Origin of the sequence: Bdellovibrio sp. KM01 (genome assembly GCF_013752535.1) — a bacterium.
Lineage (GTDB): Bacteria > Bdellovibrionota > Bdellovibrionia > Bdellovibrionales > Bdellovibrionaceae > Bdellovibrio.
The window spans coordinates 34,456-51,570 of the sequence record NZ_CP058348.1; the positions used below are offsets into that span (position 1 = coordinate 34,456).

At 45.1% G+C, this 17,115-nt stretch carries 18 protein-coding genes; 14 read left to right on the forward strand and 4 right to left on the reverse strand.

Features of this window, described 5'->3' with window-relative positions:
* Positions 1-37 precede the first annotated feature (37 nt).
* Entirely contained in the window at positions 38-337 is a 300-nt protein-coding gene (locus tag HW988_RS00175) for a helix-turn-helix domain-containing protein (protein ID WP_061834327.1), read from the reverse strand.
* A gap of 42 nt (positions 338-379) precedes the next feature.
* Complete coding sequence (locus tag HW988_RS00180) at positions 380-1,018, reverse strand: radical SAM protein (protein ID WP_181605712.1); 639 nt, start codon at positions 1,016-1,018, stop codon at positions 380-382.
* A gap of 137 nt (positions 1,019-1,155) precedes the next feature.
* On the opposite strand from HW988_RS00180, the gene HW988_RS00185 reads away from it, so the two are divergent.
* From HW988_RS00185 to HW988_RS00235, 11 genes are all read left to right on the forward strand, one after another.
* On the forward strand, positions 1,156-3,567 hold the full coding sequence (locus HW988_RS00185) for a DNA translocase FtsK (protein ID WP_181605713.1): 2,412 nt from the start codon (positions 1,156-1,158) through the stop codon (positions 3,565-3,567).
* 70 nt (positions 3,568-3,637) lie between these two features.
* Positions 3,638-4,213, forward strand: coding sequence for a hypothetical protein (locus HW988_RS00190; RefSeq protein WP_168196514.1), 576 nt, complete (start codon positions 3,638-3,640; stop codon positions 4,211-4,213).
* A 3-nt stretch (positions 4,214-4,216) separates the two neighbouring features.
* A complete protein-coding gene (locus HW988_RS00195) occupies positions 4,217-5,071 on the forward strand; it encodes a hypothetical protein (RefSeq protein WP_181605714.1) in 855 nt (284 codons plus the stop codon).
* Positions 5,055-5,270, forward strand: a complete 216-nt coding sequence (locus HW988_RS00200; RefSeq protein WP_181605715.1) for a hypothetical protein — start codon at positions 5,055-5,057, stop codon at positions 5,268-5,270. The genes HW988_RS00195 and HW988_RS00200 overlap by 17 nt, the downstream gene beginning before the upstream one ends.
* Positions 5,271-5,275: 5 nt before the next feature.
* Positions 5,276-6,124, forward strand: a complete 849-nt coding sequence (gene dapF, locus HW988_RS00205; RefSeq protein WP_255490327.1) for a diaminopimelate epimerase — start codon at positions 5,276-5,278, stop codon at positions 6,122-6,124.
* Positions 6,121-7,005, forward strand: coding sequence for a 4-hydroxy-tetrahydrodipicolinate synthase (dapA, locus tag HW988_RS00210; RefSeq protein ID WP_181605717.1), 885 nt, complete (start codon positions 6,121-6,123; stop codon positions 7,003-7,005). Before dapF ends, dapA begins: the two co-directional genes overlap by 4 nt.
* Positions 7,002-7,685, forward strand: a complete 684-nt coding sequence (locus HW988_RS00215) for a 4-hydroxy-tetrahydrodipicolinate reductase (protein ID WP_181605718.1) — start codon at positions 7,002-7,004, stop codon at positions 7,683-7,685. The genes dapA and HW988_RS00215 overlap by 4 nt, the downstream gene beginning before the upstream one ends.
* A 2-nt stretch (positions 7,686-7,687) precedes the next feature.
* Complete coding sequence (locus HW988_RS00220; RefSeq protein WP_181605719.1) at positions 7,688-8,197, forward strand: hypothetical protein; 510 nt, start codon at positions 7,688-7,690, stop codon at positions 8,195-8,197.
* 55 nt (positions 8,198-8,252) lie between these two features.
* Positions 8,253-8,900 (forward strand): fructose-6-phosphate aldolase, encoded by a 648-nt coding sequence (fsa, locus tag HW988_RS00225; protein WP_181605720.1) that lies wholly within the window; start codon positions 8,253-8,255, stop codon positions 8,898-8,900.
* Positions 8,900-9,337: a hypothetical protein gene (locus tag HW988_RS00230; protein WP_255490126.1), complete on the forward strand. Its 438-nt coding sequence runs from the start codon at positions 8,900-8,902 to the stop codon at positions 9,335-9,337. The genes fsa and HW988_RS00230 overlap by 1 nt, the downstream gene beginning before the upstream one ends.
* 57 nt (positions 9,338-9,394) lie before the next feature.
* The gene (locus HW988_RS00235; protein ID WP_255490127.1) at positions 9,395-11,545 is read left to right on the forward strand and encodes a hypothetical protein; all 2,151 of its coding nucleotides are present in this window, start codon (positions 9,395-9,397) and stop codon (positions 11,543-11,545) included.
* Here HW988_RS00235 and murD read toward each other — a convergent pair.
* Entirely contained in the window at positions 11,535-12,839 is a 1,305-nt protein-coding gene (gene murD / locus HW988_RS00240; RefSeq protein WP_255490128.1) for a UDP-N-acetylmuramoyl-L-alanine--D-glutamate ligase, read from the reverse strand. The two genes, HW988_RS00235 and murD, sit on opposite strands and share 11 nt — an antisense overlap.
* Before the next feature lie 29 nt (positions 12,840-12,868).
* On the opposite strand from murD, the gene HW988_RS00245 reads away from it, so the two are divergent.
* Together HW988_RS00245 and HW988_RS00250 are read left to right on the forward strand one after the other, a co-directional pair.
* Entirely contained in the window at positions 12,869-14,332 is a 1,464-nt protein-coding gene (locus tag HW988_RS00245; protein ID WP_181605722.1) for a metallophosphoesterase, read from the forward strand.
* Between the two features lie 104 nt (positions 14,333-14,436).
* On the forward strand, positions 14,437-14,631 hold the full coding sequence (locus tag HW988_RS00250; protein WP_142698475.1) for a histone-like protein: 195 nt from the start codon (positions 14,437-14,439) through the stop codon (positions 14,629-14,631).
* Positions 14,632-14,690: 59 nt separating this feature from the next.
* Here HW988_RS00250 and ligA read toward each other — a convergent pair whose 3' ends face one another.
* A complete protein-coding gene (gene ligA, locus HW988_RS00255; protein ID WP_181605723.1) occupies positions 14,691-16,682 on the reverse strand; it encodes an NAD-dependent DNA ligase LigA in 1,992 nt (663 codons plus the stop codon).
* A 149-nt stretch (positions 16,683-16,831) separates the two neighbouring features.
* Here ligA and gatC point away from each other — a divergent pair, with 149 nt between their 5' ends.
* Entirely contained in the window at positions 16,832-17,113 is a 282-nt protein-coding gene (gene gatC, locus HW988_RS00260) for an Asp-tRNA(Asn)/Glu-tRNA(Gln) amidotransferase subunit GatC (protein ID WP_181605724.1), read from the forward strand.
* Positions 17,114-17,115 lie beyond the last annotated feature (2 nt).

The following is a 17,115-nucleotide window of genomic DNA, read 5'->3' on the forward strand; positions in this document are numbered from 1 at the left end:
TCTGGGTGGCTCGCTGGTGTAAATTATGAACGAATTATTAGTTCAATTTTTTAACACGAATTTTGTAGTTATCAATTTTCTTCTTAAGAGTGTTGCGATTGATGCCAAGCATCTGAGCTGTTTTAACTTGGTTGCCATTGTAGGCACGTAGAGCAAGCTCAAGTAGCGGTTTTTCAACTTGTTCGATTACAACATTGTACAAACCGTTCAATTCTACTTGCGCTTCTTTTTGTTGAGCAAAAAGAACTTCAAGTTTGCTTTTAACAAGCTTTTCCAAGCTTACAGACTGAAGGTTAGCGACAAAAAGATTATCAGAACTGTTAAGGTTCGGCGTCATGGATCTCCCGGAATTACATCAGTGCTTGGGTTTTTGGAGTAACTATACTCCGCGTGTTTCGGGAGACCAAATATACTTATGCAGTTGTAATTGCAACCTTGCAGATGATTTTTGCTGCAATATTTTTTCTGCCAACCAGCGTTCAGATACTTGGGTGTATGATGGGCTGTATAAAACCACAAATTTTTCGAACAATTTGTGTTGACGACAGAAATTTTCAGACCAGTTGAAGTCTTCCTCAGAACAGATCACAAACTTGTATTCCGTGCTGGGCGTGGAGTGCGCGATGTTCTCCATCAAGAAAGAATCTGCTGCGCCACTGTCAGGAGTTTTCACATCCAAAATAATTTTTACGCGTGAATCTACTGCTGCAATATTTTTGGAACCAGAAGTTTCCAAAGAAACTTTGTAACCTTTGTCGCACAACTCTTTCATCAAAGTATGAACTTCTTTTTGCAACAACGGCTCGCCACCTGTAATGCAAACATACGGAGCTTGGTGAGAATCAATCTCTTTGATGATGGCATCCAAAGACTGCATTTCGCCCTCATAGTAGGAATACTTTGTATCGCAATACGTGCAACGCAGGTTGCACGCAGTTGTGCGCACAAACACCGTAGGGTTCCCTACGTACGTTGTTTCACCTTGGATACTATAAAAAATCTCATTAATTTTAAGCATTCTAACTGGCTCTTTGTCTTGGAGGCCCTGCGCCACTCGGTGCGAGGCAGGTCCGTACTTGTACCCTCCTCCAGTCCTAAGTCAAGGTTGTGCTTCCCGAGCATGACTAACCCAGCGAAATTTCGTAAATTTTTTAAATGAACCAATTCCTCAAAAAGTTCCGTCAAGACGTCACTGCTATCTGTTTTTTGGGCCTAGGTCTTTTTATCACCCTGTCCTTGGTAAGCTATAACCCTCAAGACCCGTCCCTTAACTCCATTGGACAAGGACTAAAAGCCCTGAATTACTGCGGAATTGTCGGCAGTTTCCTGGCTGACGGGCTTTATCAGCTCTTTGGATTGGCAGCTTGGGTCATAGTTGCGAGCCTGGGCCGTATGGCTTTTGCGGCTTTTAGAGGTGAATCTCTGAATATTAAAAACATTCGTTTTGTGTGGGCGCTTTTGTTGATCGTCGATGTGGCGGCTTTGCTTTCGATCTATATGCCGACGACTCGCTTGTTCCAGAATCAAATCGCCTTAGGTGGAATGCTGGGCATGGGAGTGTCGTCAGCATTGATGCGTGCGTTTGCCTTTGCTGGCGTGCAGGTGATTTTGTGGACGTTCATGGCCGTGTTGGTGGTGTTCTATTCCGAGAAAACTTTGCAGGAACTTGCGGAAGTGCCGCAAGAATTCTTTGCGATGCTTAAGAAACAGAAGGTTGGCGATCGCATTGCTGCTTTCTTTGGTGGCGCTTTTGTAAACAAGAAGAAGGCCGCTCCCAAAAAAGATAAGAAAAAAGACGAGCCGAAAAAGGCCTTCCCTCTTGCTGACAAAAAATTTGTAGGTAAAGACGAAGAGGAAGAAGACAAGGATCTGAAACTTCTTCTGGATGCCGCTGAGGAAGAAGAGGAAGAGGACGAAGAAGAAGACGATGAGCTTTTTGCAGACGCCGATTCTGATGAAGACGAGGATGAGGAGGAAGAAGAAACTCCGGCTCTTCGTATGGCGCAAAAACGTAAAGTGGTGATGAAGGCAAAACCACCTCGTCGCATCGAAAACTGGGAAATGCCAAAACTGGCACTGCTTGAAGACCCTCCAGTTTCTCGTATCAAAATTGATAAAGCCGAGATTCAAAGAAAAGCCGACGCCTTGGTTGAGAAACTTAAAAACTTCTCAGTTGAAGGTTCGATTCAAGATGCGAAACCAGGTCCACTGGTTACGATGTATGAATTTAAACCGAATGCGGATGTTAAGATCTCTAAAATTTCTGAACTTGAAGATGACTTGTCGCTGGCGCTTTCTTCAGAGTCTGTGCGCGTTGTTGGTCACATCCCAGGAACGGATGTGGTGGGTATCGAGACAGCAAACTTAAAGCGTGAAACAGTTTACTATAAAGACTTGATCGCGGAAGACACATTCTGGAGCGAGGACCTGGCATTACCAATGGCAGTGGGCCGTACGGTGGACGGTGAGCCGAAAGTTGTGGATCTGCGCAAGATGCCTCACTTGTTGATCGCTGGTACGACAGGTTCTGGTAAGTCCGTGTTTGTTGGATCCATCATCACGGGATTGTTGTTCCGTCACTCCCCTAAAACGTTGCGTTTGGTTTTGATCGATCCAAAAATGGTCGACTTGGCTCCGTTTGCAACCGTTCCGCACTTGGCAATTCCTCACGTAACTGAACCTAAGAAGGCAGCCACGGCTTTGAAGTGGGCCGTGCGTGAAATGGAAAAACGGTATAAGTCTCTTTCTAAGTTCGGTGTTGGTAAAATCGAAGCGTTCAATGAAAAAACTGGCGGTCTTGCAAAAGACGAAATTGAGCAGCATGAAAAAATCAATCAAGAGCTGGAAGAAGGCAAAGCAAAACTTGATCAGTATTACTATCAGCCACTTCCTTACGTTGTGATCGTAGTGGATGAGCTAGCTGACTTGATGATCACTGAAAAACAAAACATCGAAGAGCCAATTCAGCGCCTGACACAGAAAGCGCGTGCCTGCGGAATCCATTTGATCTTGGCGACTCAGTCTCCACGTAAAGACGTTGTGACGGGTTTGATTAAAACAAATATTCCGGGTCGTGTGGCTTTGAAGGTTGCTTCGAAAATGGACTCCAGAATTATCATCGATGACTCCGGAGCCGAGCGCCTTCTGCCAAATGGTGACATGTTATTCCAGGCGCCCGGCATTGGAAAACCAACTCGTCATCACGGGCCGTATTTGAAGGACGCCGAGATCGCCAATGTCGTAAAACATTGGGCGTCGCAAGGTGAACCAGAGTATGACCCACTCGCAATGAAGGCGCTGGATGGATTCGCTGGTGACGGCGCTGAAGCTGGTGGCGATGACGGTGGCGGATTTGGTGATGAAGAGTACGATGAACGTTACGACGAAATCCTTTCGTGGGCTTCGGGTCAGAAAGAAATTTCAGCGTCGTTGATCCAACGTAAATTCCGTTTAGGTTATCCACGTGCTGCTCGCATGATTGAAGTTTTCGAAAAAGAAGGTGTTGTTGGTCCAGCTAATGGCAGCAAGCCGCGTCAAGTCCTCGTTACTTCTTACCGCGAAACTTAATAGAAGCTTGCTAGTCCTCCTTTGGTCGTGCTGCAATAGATAGCAACAAAACCATCAAGGAGGATTTTTTATGATCAAAGCAATTATTGCTACTCTTGCACTAACTTTTTCAGTTTCTGCATTCGCAACGCCATCTATCGCTGACGTAGTAGTTCAGGCTCAATTGCCTGCTATCGCTGAGCAAGCTCACACGTTGGGTTTGGACTGGAAAGTTGGCGACACTGCTAACTACAACCTGGATATGGGTGGATTCATCAAAGGTAAAATGGTGATGTCTGTTAAATCTATCGGTGCTGATGGCATCTGGATGCAACAAGATATGGATCTTGGTTTCGCAGGTAAACAAAACGTAGAAACTCTTATCGATCCAAACACTGGCGCGGTTAAAAAAATGATCGTGAACGGTAAAGAGCAAGAAGTACCTAAACAAGACGTTGAAGTTGTCGACATCAAAGAAGACAAAATCACAGTTCCAGCTGGTACATTTGAATGCGTTCACGCAATCCTAAAAGACAAAAAAGACAACTCTGAAATCAACGCGTGGATCAACCCACAATTGATTCCAATGTCTGGTTTGTTGAAACAAGTTGCTCCAAGCCAATTCGGCCAAGTAACTGTTGAATTGACTTCTTTCTCTAAAAAGTAGTCCATGAAGTCGATCTTCTTAAAAGCCGCTCTAGGAGCGGCTTTTTTATTACCGGCTCCCGCCTTTTCTCAGTCAAAAGCTGAGACCTACAAAGATATTATCGAGAAAGCCTATAACCTGAGTTTGCAAAAGGATCGTCAACAAGCTTTGAATATCCTGAATGCAGCAATTGCGCGTGATTCCCGACCTCTGGCGCAGGCAGAATTAAAAAAAGCGGCCCTTGATGTGGCCCATGTTTTCTTTAGCGACAAAGCTCAACAGCTTTATGAAACCTCTCTTTCGCTAAAAAAATCCGATTTAAATCAGGCTGTTTCTAAACTGAGTGAAGCTCAACGCATTGAGCCTGATAATTTGACCATCATCATTGAAGCGGCCCGCTTGCAGATCGCTAAAAGTGATTGTTCAAACGCCCAAGAAGGTTTGGCAAAGGCGCTAAAACTCGTGCCTTTTGATGAGGATCTAAAGCTCGCGAACGCACAGGCCCAGGTCTGCAGCGGATCGTGGGTGGAGTTTGCCAAAAACCTCGAGTCGGTTGATGCGAAAAAGTCTTCGTTTCAGAAATATTGGATGGCCTTAACTGTTGAGCACCAGCTGAAACTAAAAAACCTCACTAAAGCTTCTGAGGTTTCCGCAAATTTGATGAAATTGGAGCCTAAATATCCTGAAGCCAGCTATTGGAGCTGGAAGGTTTCGCAAGCATTGAAAAAGAGCAATGTCGAATTCGGTCAGAAATACGTGATGGCATGCAAAAACATTTCAGCGAGCCAATACAGACAGTATATGATAGATCCCATGCTTTGTCGCCGCACCACTGAAGTCGAAGGCGAAATCAAGGGGATGAATGGAACCACTGAATAAATCCATATTATTTTTTCTGGCCAGCGCATTTATCGCTGGCTGTGGAGTGAAGGGCGCGCCTCTTCCACCACTCACCCCTCCTCCGTTGGGACGTGGGGAGCCGACTTATTCGGATGCCACACGGAAGGCAAAACAAAAAGCTCGTCCCGTAAATCAGGATAACGAAGAAGCTCCGGGCAACTCAGGGGGCGAGCAGTGAACCATATGCTTCCAGTGAAAATCACGAAAATGTCGGGCGCAGGAAATACTTTTGCGTTTGTGGATGGTCGTGGTGCTTCAGGTTGGAAGGACGTGGAAAAGCATCTGGGTAAATCCAGAACGGAGATTGCAAAACTTGTTTGTGATCGCGTTCTTGGTATCGCAACAGACGGATTCATTGTGATCGAAGACCCGTCCGAAGGCTTTGATTTCAATTGGGATTTTTATAACTCAGACGGCTCAACCGCCGAAATGTGCGGCAATGCGGCTCGCTGTGCTGCCCGTTATTGTTATGAACATATAGGCAACAAAGAACACGCGAATATTCGTTTTAAAACTGGTGCAGGCTTAGTGACCGCGCAGATTCTAGGAAATGGTAAGATCCGCGTTAAAATGCCGGAAGCTCGCGTCTTGAAAAACCCGATCGAGTTAGAAACTCGATCAAGTGTTAAAGAAAAATTCATCCTGGTTAATACCGGCGTTCCACATTTGGTTCAAAAAATTCATGCCTTTGTGGACTCCGTGAATCTGAAAGATCTGGCGCGAGAAATGAGAGCTCATGAATCGCTTAAGCCAGCTGGAGCGAATGTAACTTTCTATGCTGAAGATGAAGCAGGTAAAGTAAGAGCTGTAACCTTTGAACGTGGAGTTGAAGACTATACTTTGGCTTGTGGGACAGGGGCTGTGGCTGCCGCATTAGCAAGTTCGCTGGAAAATCATTTAAAAGTGATCGAAGTACAAATGCCTGGGGGAGTGATGGAAGTCAACTTCTTTGACGGCGACCCAAAACCACTTTTGGTGGGTGATGCTGTTTTTGTCGGAGACTTCCAATACAACCTTGAGGTGGTACGATGAAAAATTTCAAAGGCACATTCACGGCACTGTTGACGCCGTTTAAAAACGGAAAAATTGATTACACATCTTTGGATAAGATGGTGAAGCATCAACTGGAAAACGGTGTTGATGGCTTTGTGATCAATGGCACGACTGCTGAAAGCCCCACACTAACAGAGACAGAAAAATCTGAACTGTTTAAGCATGCGCGCAAATTGGTTGGTCCAACAGTTCCTTTGATCATGGGAACGGGCTCTAATGACACGGCAAAAACTATCGAAGATTCCCAAAAAGCAGAAGCATTAGGTGCCGACGCGATTTTGGTTGTTGTGCCCTACTACAATAAACCTCCTCAACGTGGATTGTTTGCTCACTTTAAAGCGGTTGCTGAATCCGTAAAAATTCCTACAATTCTATACAATGTCCCCGGCAGAACTATTACCGCCCTGGCGCCCGAAACGGTTGCGGATCTTGCAAAAGTAAGGGGTGTTGTGGGTATCAAAGAGGCCTCTGGAAAAATGGATGTGGCCGAACAAATCATCAAGGCGTGCGGGAAAGAATTCATCATGCTTTCAGGGGACGACGGAACTTACGTTGATTTCTTGAGCCGTGGTGGCCATGGAGTTATCTCTGTTGCTTCCCACGTTATTCCTAAGCAAATGGTGCAATGGAAAAAATGGGTTCAAGAGGGCAAGCTTGCTGAAGCAAATGCCGACATCCAAAAATACATGAATCTGATTGACCTGTTGTTCGTCGAGGCAAATCCCATTCCAGTAAAAAAAGCTGTGCAGCTGATGGGCTTGGTTGATTCCGCAGAGATGCGTTTGCCATTGATGGAGCTTACCCCAGAGCATACGGAAAAGCTGAAGATGGAAATGAAAAAAGTGGGAGTGCTGGCGTGAAAAAGTTAAAGGTCGGACTGGTCGGTGCCAATGGTCGCATGGGTCGCGAGATTGCAGAAGTTATCAGCGCAAGCTCCAGCTGTGATGTTATCTATACCTTGGGCCGCGACAAAAAAGTCGATCATAAGATGGCCGAAAAAGTTGACGTATGGATCGACTTTTCTTCGCCAGAAGCCCTGCCAGAGGTTTTGAAAATCGCGTCTCGCCACGGAACTCCGGTTGTTTGTGGCACCACGGGATTTAGCAAAAAAGAAAAATCACTTTTAGAAAAAGCCAGCAAAGATGTCCCAGTGTTGTGGGCGTCCAATATGAGCATGGGTGTTGCGGTTCTTAATGAAGCTCTAAAAGTATTCTCATCTATTGCGAACTTTGATTTTCAAATTGAAGAGTTTCATCACATCCGAAAAAAAGACAAACCATCAGGCACCGCCATCACTCTTCAGGAAAATCTAGAAAAGGCTGTGGGTAAAAAATGTCCCGAGCCCCTGGCTATTCGTGGTGGTGGCATCTTCGGTATTCATAAAATTCACGCCATGAGCGACGAAGAGGTTATCACTTTTGAACACTCTGCTTTAAATCGTTCCGTTTTTGCTAAAGGAGCGGTGCGAGCGGCAGAGTGGTTAGCAAAACAGAAAAAGCCAGGTCTTTATCAGATCCGCGACGTATTGTTCGGTAAATAATAATGTCCAGTGTTTTACATAACTCTCTTATTTCTGTGACTTTGGATTTAATGGGCGGCGAGGAAAAGGCCCGTGAGCTTTTACATAAAATTTCTGAGTGTGGTGAAATTTTAAATGTTTCGTCGATCTATAAGCGCTACACCAGTGACGCTAAAAATGATCTGAGTGCGCGCATCGAGTTTGTCCTGCGTTTTGAAACGATGATGAGCGTTGAACAGCATTTGCATTTGGTTTTATCTTTGTGCGATGAGGGATCATCGGGATTGGTGCAAAGAAGTCAGGTGGAAATGATTTTGCTGGCGTATGATGACATGATTCTGATGTCACCACGTCTAACCCTTCCCTACCCCGAGCTTCATACAGATGCTCTCATTATTCGCTGCGCGGCAGAGGCTTGGGGGCAATATGAGCACCCGATTTATCAAAAAACCCTCAGTGAAATTTCGAAAACCGCGAGAACCGCGCGGGATGCAGAGTTCTATAAACAGGGTAAAAGCCTTATTGATTTTTAGTCTCCGCCAACGTACAAATTTAGGGGTTCTATTGTGACCTTAAATTGGAGATTTCATGAAGTTTTTCATCGATACAGCTGATACTGAAGAAATTAAACAAGCCAACCTTCGTGGTTGGGTTGATGGCGTAACTACAAATCCTTCTTTGATTGCAAAATCAGGTCGCGATTTCCACACGGTGATCAAAGAAATCTGCAAAGAGATCTCTGGTCCGGTTTCCGCTGAAGTAATCAGCTTGCAGCACGAAGAAATGGTTCGCGAAGGTCGCGAGCTGGCAAAACTTGCTGACAACGTTGTTGTTAAAGTTCCGATGACTGAAGACGGTATGATCGCAGTTAAGAAATTCACTGCTGAAGGCATCAAGACTAACGTCACGTTGGTGTTCTCTCCACTTCAAGCGCTTCTAGCTGCTAAAGCTGGTGCTTCGATGGTTTCTCCATTCGTGGGTCGTTTGGACGACATTGGATCTGATGGTATGGAAATGGTTAATCAGGTTATCCAAATCTATCAAAACTATGATTTTGCTACGGAAGTTTTGGTGGCGTCTGTTCGTTCACCAATGCATTTGCAATTCGCGGCACAAATGGGCGCGGATATCGCAACTATTCCATTCAAAGTTATGCAAGGTATGACTCACCATCCACTTACGGACAAAGGTATTAAATTGTTCATGGATGACTGGAACAAGGTTCAAAAGAAATAATGAAATCTCAACTACTGATCGCCTTAGTTTTTTCTATTTTTCTTGCTGGATGCCAAACATCCGGAGTGCTTCTTCGCGAAACACCATTGGGAGTTAGTGAAACACGCAAGGTGATCATGTCAGTTATCGGGGAAGTTCGCGAAGTCAGTGAAAACGGCCGCGAGCTTTTCTCTAAGTACTACGATCGCAAAGGCAACCCCATCCAAAGTATGGATATGGCTAAAGAACGCTATTATAGCCACCTTATTGTACTTGGTGATCGCCGCCCCTATGACATCTCGGTCGAGGTGATGGTCGAGGCTAGGGACTCTGACGGCGGTTGGGAACTTGTAGACCGTGATGATCACAAAGCTCAAGTGCTTGCCGACAAGCTTAAAAGAGCGCTTAACCAAAGTCGTGACTCGCGTAACGTCATTGACGACTTCCGTAGCTTCTAAATACCATAAAAGAGTAGGCAATTTGCCTAATTGATCAAGGGGAGTACGTTGCAAGGAATGCGACTTAAACGGTTGATACCGTTTGCTATGCTAGCTGGATGCTTTGCATGGTCAAGCCATACAGGTGGTTTGAAGTACATCCCTATTTACGAAGGCCTTACAATTCGTGCGCAAAAAAGTTCTCCTCCGCACGTAGCATTCGAAGAAACAATTCGTCCAAATTCAAATTTTAGCGAGTGGGATCATTTTCAGTCCATGATGCCTGTGGCATTGGGGGTTGAAAAAAAGTCTCCGGCACTATTCGCGAAAAAGGTCGTCCTCGCTGAGATGACTATTCAAAAGCAAGTTGAGACTGTGGCGACAAATGTTCGCAGTGAAGCTTCTTCAGCGAGTGTAGGTTACAGCGCCGATGATGCCTGGATGTCCCAACTGTCCAATGCCCAAAGAAACCGTCTGCAGGCTGCGCAAGTTCGTGATGATGTTTTAAATCACGATTGGCAGCAAGAGCCGTCATGGGCTGAATCAGCAGCAGCGGCTTTAGAAAAATCTGGTCTTATTAATTCACGCGGAGATGTTTTAGCTCCGAATAATAAAAAAGGCATCGCTGTTAATGGTGTTCGTGGGGAATCTTTGGATCGCCCTTCGGTTCAACGTTCCAGTGCGTCCGATGTTAATCAAAATAGCTTCGCTTCTTCAGCAAATGGCAGCGACGGCAGCCAATCTTTTGTTGGTGGAAATAGTTCTTCTGCCGTAACGACGGGAGTTCGCAGAATCGTCGGCCCGATCGAAATCACAGGTGGTTTGGCTGTTACGAACGAACATCATATTGAAATTCGTCGCAACGATGAGGGTGTACTTAAAGAACTGGGTCGAGTTGATCTGATGAAAGGCACTTATAATATCGATGTTGAGCAAACGACTGGAACTGTGGTTGCCCGCCTGGTGAATAAAGAAGGCAAAACTATGGGTGAAGGCAGCTTCCGTTTGAATCGTTTGGTTGCAGGAACCCAAAATCTTCTGTCGGGTCCAAAAATCAAAGTCGAACCACACCCTGATTACACAGTTGCTTTAACGGGGGCTTACAACTCGAAGGCAAATGATGCGGCTCCAGCGCAAACTCGCGTGACCTTTGTTAAAGGTGTCAGTGATGTGAAAGTAAACCGCGAAGGCATTGCCTCGATGGAAAATGTCACACGAGGATCTTCAACCGTGATGAGGGCGGCCGCTCCAAAGCATTTAGAAACCACCAACTTGATAGTCTCCGGTAAAGAGTCTCGTTCGACACTTTACCCTGAATCTATGGTGACGGCGTTGATGGATATCATCGCACAACACAGAAATGAATCCTATGAAGGCGCACCTTCCCTGATCTGGGGCAAGGTGATGCTGGATGGAAAGCCGGTATCAGGAATCGAAGTAACGGTTGAAACAGCTCCGGATTTGAAGCCAATTTATTTCAATCAGTTTATGATGCCGGACATGAACCTGACTAAGACCAGCGATAACGGTCTTTATGTTTTCGTTCAAGTTCCGACTGGATTCCACTCTTTGCTAGCGACAAGATCAGATTCGATCTTTGGTTACGTTAACGTCGTTTCTGAAGAAGGCGCCGTTGCCCAGGGGGACTTGGAAGCGACAATGAAAAACGAGTCGGTTCCACTAAGAGTTTTTGATGCTTTCAGCGGCGAGCCGATTTCAGCGACAGTCACGATGCAGTCTTTGTCAGAGGACCTTTCCGTGCCCACGGGTGCAACGACGGTCAGCCTGCCACACTTGAATCGCTTTGGTCTGACAAGAGTTCATGCTGACGGCGCAGATTATATCCCCGCCCGTTATGTATATAATGACAACGATGATTTCATCCATTTTCCGTTGGTTCGGTGGGAATGGCTAAGAGCTATTAAATCGTTTATGAAAATTAACGAAATGCCAAAGTCTGGATTAATTGTTGGTTTCGTTCCTGATGAGGACTTTGAAGTATTCTTGGCGGCATACGATAACTTCAATCAGCAAGACATCGTGTACTTTGACATGCAAGGTCGCATCCTGCAGAACCATAAAGGCGCTGCGGGAGGTGGATTTGTTATCTATAATGTACCAGAAGATACTCACGAAGTGGTGGTTACCGGAACTCGCACGCAAAAGATTTACTCTCGTGTTGTTCCAGTCGATGCAAACTCGTTATCGGTTCTTAATTTTAGAGAATAGAAAACTCAGAAACCTTCATTTTAAAGAAATCTCCGCGATCTTCAAATGATTTAAATTCATCAAGGCTTGTTCCGCCAGGGCTTAACAAAACTGTGTCGGCGGCTTTTACCTTTGAAAAGATGTATCCGATAGCTTCATCCAGGCGGGCGAAACTATTTCCCTTAAGTTGAGATTTGCTTTGAGCAATAGCTCGGCACTCACCAAAAAATACGAATTCAGTGCGATTCATTTTAGACAAAGACGACAACTGTTCCCATGGAAGATTTTTGTCTCTGCCACCCAAAAGCAAAAATAAAACTCCGTCAGGATGAAGAGTATCGGAAGCTGCAGTAGCAGCGATCATCACACTATCAAGTGCCGTGGCCTTGCTGTCGTTAATGAAACGCACGCCCTTGACCTCACCCAGATTTTCCAAGCGGTGGCTAAGACCTTTAAAGTTTTTCATCGCTTCAACAGCCGCGTTTGGCCATCCGGCCTCCATGGCTAGTGCTGTTGCCAGCGCCATGTTATCCTGATTGTGTTGGCCAATTAGTTGCGCTTTTTGCAACTGATAGGACTGAAGTTCGGAGTCTTTTTTGGAGACCACTTTGACTTGATTTGAGGGCTTCTGGGCCTTTGAGTACTCGATCAAGTCACCACCCTCTGAATTTAAAAGCATCTTATTCTTGGTCATTCCCAAGATACTCCACTTAGTTTGATAGTAGTGCTCGATGCTGTCGTATCGCTCTAAATGATTCGAAGTGAAGTAGGTGATGGCTGAATAATCCAAAGACAAAAGATCGCAATTTTCCAACTGATAGCTGGAAAGTTCTAAGACAACCCAGTCAGCGACGGGACGCTTCTTTTCAACTACTTCCGCGGCGTAGGTCGCAAAAGGAATTCCCAAATTGCCGCCAACAAAGCCATTTTTGGAAAAGCCCTCAAGACCAGCCTGAAGAAGAGACACCGTCGTACTTTTTCCTACTGATCCGGTAACACCGATTAGTTTTTCAGTGGACAAACATGAGCACGCCAAAGTGATTTCACTGGTGATGCGAATCCCCTGATTTTTTGCGTCTTTGATCCATGCAGATGCCAAGGGAACGCCGGGAGAAACCACAAGAGTCTGTGGTTTACCTTCAGACATGAGTTTATTTGAATCCTTGAAGTCAGCTGAATCCAGTTTTCCGTCGAAAGTTAGAATGTTTTCTGGGCTGATTCCGCAAGCCACAAGTAAGCGCTTCGCGGAGTCTCCGCTTTTTCCCATACCTACGATAGCAATTGGTGTCTTCAGGTTCTTGATATATTGGCTCATCTGGCAGATAGTATTATTAGGAGGGTGTTTTGCCCACTTCTTTTTTTGCGCATCCAAAGTCTGATTTTAAATCAGCGCAATATACAGCAATCATCAGCGACCTGCATCTAACTGAAGCAGAGCCGGTGAACTTGCGTTTTCCTTTATGGAAAAAATTTAAGACTCGCCAGTTTTTCTATGATGATGTTTTTGAAACGTTTCTAAGACATATTGAACAGCGTGCGCAGGGAGCTCCTGTTGAGCTGATTTTGAATGGCGATATTTTCGACTTTGATAGCGTAATGAATTTGCCCGAGGAGCCAGTGTTTCGCATCAGCTGGCTTGAAAAACATCGTGGACTGTATCCGCATGCAGAAAGATCTCGTCACAAAATTGAAGTGATTCTGCGCGATCACATGCCGTTTGTCAGATCTTTGAAAGAGTTTATTCTTCGCGGAAATCGTGCAGTATTTGTCATTGGGAATCATGACCTGGAATTGCACTTTTTGGAAGTGCAAGACGAGATTATGAGGCATTTGAATTTGCCTGAAGATAAACGTGAAGAAGTGCGTTTCGTCGAATGGTTCTATATCAGCAACCAAGATACATTGATTGAGCACGGTAATCAGTATGACCCGTATTGTATGTGTGAAGATCCCGTGAACCCGTTTGTTCGTGGATACAACTATGTGGCACTGAAACTCCCGTTTGGAAATTTGGCCTGTCGCTATATTTCCAACGGTATGGGGTTCTTTAATCCTCACGTCGATACGAACTATATTATGACTCTGAAAGAGTACATTCTGTTCTTTTTTAAATATATCTGGAGAGCACAACCGGGCTTAGTATTCACTTGGTTCTGGGGATCGCTTGCGACTTTGGTGCATTCGTTCTTTGACCGTCTTTCTGCGCCGATACGCAATCCTTTAAAAATTGAGGACCGTATCGAAGTAATTGCGGAAAAATCCAATGCAGAACCGCGTATGGTTCGAGAAATGAAGGAGCTTTTTGTCGCACCCGCTGCAAGTGAGCCGATGCTCCTGGCTCGAGAGCTTTGGCTTGATCGCGCCTTTATTGTGTTCATTGCGTTCTTTTTGATCTTTGAATTGATGGTTTTTGTTCGCTCCGTTTATGAAATTTCATTTTTCTGGGCGTTTATTCCCCTGTTTTTGCTGTTGCCGTTCTTTTTGTTCTACAGCAAATCGGTCACATCGTTGGTTTCCAGTTACAAAGAACCGGATGATCGGGTTTTGGCTATGGCGAGTGCCATCACTAAAGTGAAACGAATTGTTTACGGGCATACGCACCACACAAGACATGAAATTATCGGTTCCGTGGAACACCTAAACAGTGGATGCTGGTCTCCGGCATTCCTGGATGTTGAGTGTACAAAACCGATTGATCAAAAAACCTTTGTTTGGATCTCTCCTGGAGAACATAATTCTCGTCAGGCAGAGCTTTGTAAGTTTGTAGACGGAACCACTGAAGTAATGACAGGTAATCGCGGCGCTTAACCGCTCAACATTATTGCGCCGCAAAAAGATTTCCCATTGTCAATTATAGGTCCCTTATGCAAACCTTTTACTGTTCAATTTTTAACTAAGGATGGAGAGTCATCATGGCAGAAGTACTTGTTGTAACTAGCAAAGTGAAAAAACTTATCAAAGAAAAAGGTGGCATGAACACTTCCGCTGAAACTATCGACGTTCTCAGCAAAGCTATCGAGCAACTTTGCCTTAAAGGTGTAGAGTCTGCAAAAGCTGACGGCCGTAAAACAGTTATGGCTCGCGATATCGTTATCGATCACCTTTAATTTTGAATTAAAGACGATACGAAAAAACCCACAGCCAAAAACTGTGGGTTTTTTATTTTCTAAATCATCTTCTGTAGATCTTCCCAGGAGATGATTTTGACACCCAGGGTTTGTGCTTTATCGACTTTAGAACCCGGGTCGTCGCCGACGACAAGATAGCTTAGCTTTGAAGAAACTGAGCTCAGAATCTTACCACCATTTTTTTCAATCACATCTTTGGCATCATCACGCTTCACCGGCAAAGTGCCCGTGATCAGAAAGCTCATTCCAGAAAGTGCACCTTCGGTGGCGCGCACGGGGTTTGTGATTTCCACCCCAAGCCTAATCATTTCGTGAACTTCTTTGACGAGCTTTTTGTTAGACGTCCATTCGCGAATAGAAGTTGCAACCTTGGGCCCGATTTCTGGCACTTGCAACAGCTCTTCTTCAGAAGCGTTTAAAAAGTTTTCAATATTAACAAAGTGGTCAGCAAGCAGCTTGGCAGTTTGCTCGCCGACGAAACGAATTCCCAAACCGAAAATGAATCTGGCAAGCGTTGGCTTTTTGCTGTTCTCAATGCTGGTAATAATATTTTCTGCAGACTTGTCTCCTTGGCGTTCCAAAGAAAGGATGTCTTCTTTTGTCAGTCGGTAAAAATCAGAGAAGGAGGTTAGCATTTTATTATCAACTAAAGTTTCGATCAGACGATCACCAACTTTATCCAAATTCATCGCACGACGTCCGACGAAGTGTTTTAGAGACTCTTTTACCATCGCGATACAAAGTGGATTTGTACAACGAGTAACGACTTCACCCTCGGTCTTATGTGCCGGAGAGCCGCAGGCCGGGCATTTTTCAGGTATCAAGAATGGTTTGCTTCCTTTGGGGCGTTTTTCTAATACAACGGCCACAACTTCTGGAATCACATCGCCGGCACGTTGAATGATGACGGTATCGCCAATGCGAACATCTTTGCGATCAATTTCATCTTGATTGTGAAGAGTTGAGTTTGTGACGGTGACGCCGCCCACCTTCACCGGCTTCATGATAGCAACGGGAGTAAGGGCTCCGGTGCGACCAACCTGTATGTGAATGTTTTCAATTACCGTCGTCGCCTGTTCGGGCTTAAACTTCGCAGCTGTTGCCCAGCGCGGACTTCTTGCGACTAAGCCCAGATCATCTTGCAAGCGCAAAGAATTTACCTTGATCACGATGCCGTCAATATCAAATGGCAAAGACGATCGAACTTTTTCGATGTGGTGATAGTACTCAACGACTTCTTGCGGCCCCTTACACAGGCAAACTAAGTCAGGATTTGATTTGATTGCTGTGGGAATTCCGTGATCAGCAAAATATTTTTGAATGCCCTCTTGGGTTTCAAAGGCTTTACCCTCAACCATTCCCAGCGCATAACCAAAGAACTTCAGCGGACGTGCAGCCGCAACTTTAGAATCCAGTTGGCGCATGGATCCAGCCGCCGCATTACGAGGGTTTGCGAATGTGGGCTGACCATTCTCTTGTTGAGTATCATTAAGTTCAGCGAAATCTTTTTTGAAAATTAATACTTCACCACGAACTTCGAAAATTTCTGGAGCATTCTTAATCTTTAATGGAATGCTTTTAATCGTTTTTATATTTTCAGTAACGTCCTCGCCGATAGTACCGTCACCACGAGTTAATGCACGAACCAGTTGACCGTTCTCATAGATGATTTCCATCGAAAGACCGTCAAACTTAAGTTCGCACAAATATTCCACCTCTTTGTCGGAACCCAGAAATTTTTTAATGCGTTCATCGAATTCAAAAATGTCTTCCGGAGAATAACTATTGGCAAGAGACAACATCGGTAGGCGATGTGTTGCCTTGGTGAAACTTTCTAAAACTTTTCCACCCACGCGCTGGCTTGGTGAATCTGATAGGTCCAATCCCTTTTCAGACTTTTCTATCTTTAAAAGCTCATCAAAGAGCTGATCGTACTCATAGTCGGTGATCGCCGGGCGATCCATGACGTAATAGTTGTGGTCGTGTTCAGCAATGATCTTTTTAAGCTCTTCGTGGCGTTTCTTTGACATAGGGAGCACATTATCACGAGCACTTAAAGTGAATCACGCAATTGCGTACGCCCCTGCGGCGCTTCAAGGTCTAGAGGCCGATTCGCTTGATGACTGACACGGGAATTTTGAATATTCTCATCGCTGGAATTGCTCCTAAGGAGATTGTCATGATCGATAAAAAAGCTATCGAACACATCGCCAAGCTGGCTCGACTGCAAATCACGGATGCCGAGGCTGCCGAATTCAGCGCGCAGATGGAAAAAATCCTCCAGAATTTTAAAAAAATTGAGAATATCAATACTCAGGGTGTGGAACCCATGGTGACGCCAACGGAAATCGAATCTTTTTGGCGCGAAGACCAGGTTGTTCAAAACTACAAACCTGAAGACATGGTAGCCAATGCACCTGATCGCGCCGGAAATCTGTTTAAAGTCCCGCCTGTGGTATAGGA

Excerpts from the sequence above, each read along its gene's own strand:
- HW988_RS00175 (WP_061834327.1), bottom strand. The coding sequence starts at position 337 with ATGACGCCGAACCTTAACAGTTCTGATAATCTTTTTGTCGCTAACCTT.
- HW988_RS00180 (WP_181605712.1), bottom strand. The coding sequence starts at position 1,018 with ATGCTTAAAATTAATGAGATTTTTTATAGTATCCAAGGTGAAACAACG.
- HW988_RS00185 (WP_181605713.1), top strand. The coding sequence starts at position 1,156 with ATGAACCAATTCCTCAAAAAGTTCCGTCAAGACGTCACTGCTATCTGT.
- HW988_RS00190 (WP_168196514.1), top strand. The coding sequence starts at position 3,638 with ATGATCAAAGCAATTATTGCTACTCTTGCACTAACTTTTTCAGTTTCT.
- HW988_RS00195 (WP_181605714.1), top strand. The coding sequence starts at position 4,217 with ATGAAGTCGATCTTCTTAAAAGCCGCTCTAGGAGCGGCTTTTTTATTA.
- HW988_RS00200 (WP_181605715.1), top strand. The coding sequence starts at position 5,055 with ATGGAACCACTGAATAAATCCATATTATTTTTTCTGGCCAGCGCATTT.
- dapF (WP_255490327.1), top strand. The coding sequence starts at position 5,276 with ATGCTTCCAGTGAAAATCACGAAAATGTCGGGCGCAGGAAATACTTTT.
- dapA (WP_181605717.1), top strand. The coding sequence starts at position 6,121 with ATGAAAAATTTCAAAGGCACATTCACGGCACTGTTGACGCCGTTTAAA.
- HW988_RS00220 (WP_181605719.1), top strand. The coding sequence starts at position 7,688 with ATGTCCAGTGTTTTACATAACTCTCTTATTTCTGTGACTTTGGATTTA.
- fsa (WP_181605720.1), top strand. The coding sequence starts at position 8,253 with ATGAAGTTTTTCATCGATACAGCTGATACTGAAGAAATTAAACAAGCC.
- HW988_RS00230 (WP_255490126.1), top strand. The coding sequence starts at position 8,900 with ATGAAATCTCAACTACTGATCGCCTTAGTTTTTTCTATTTTTCTTGCT.
- HW988_RS00235 (WP_255490127.1), top strand. The coding sequence starts at position 9,395 with ATGCGACTTAAACGGTTGATACCGTTTGCTATGCTAGCTGGATGCTTT.
- murD (WP_255490128.1), bottom strand. The coding sequence starts at position 12,839 with ATGAGCCAATATATCAAGAACCTGAAGACACCAATTGCTATCGTAGGT.
- HW988_RS00250 (WP_142698475.1), top strand. The coding sequence starts at position 14,437 with ATGGCAGAAGTACTTGTTGTAACTAGCAAAGTGAAAAAACTTATCAAA.
- ligA (WP_181605723.1), bottom strand. The coding sequence starts at position 16,682 with ATGTCAAAGAAACGCCACGAAGAGCTTAAAAAGATCATTGCTGAACAC.
- gatC (WP_181605724.1), top strand. The coding sequence starts at position 16,832 with ATGATCGATAAAAAAGCTATCGAACACATCGCCAAGCTGGCTCGACTG.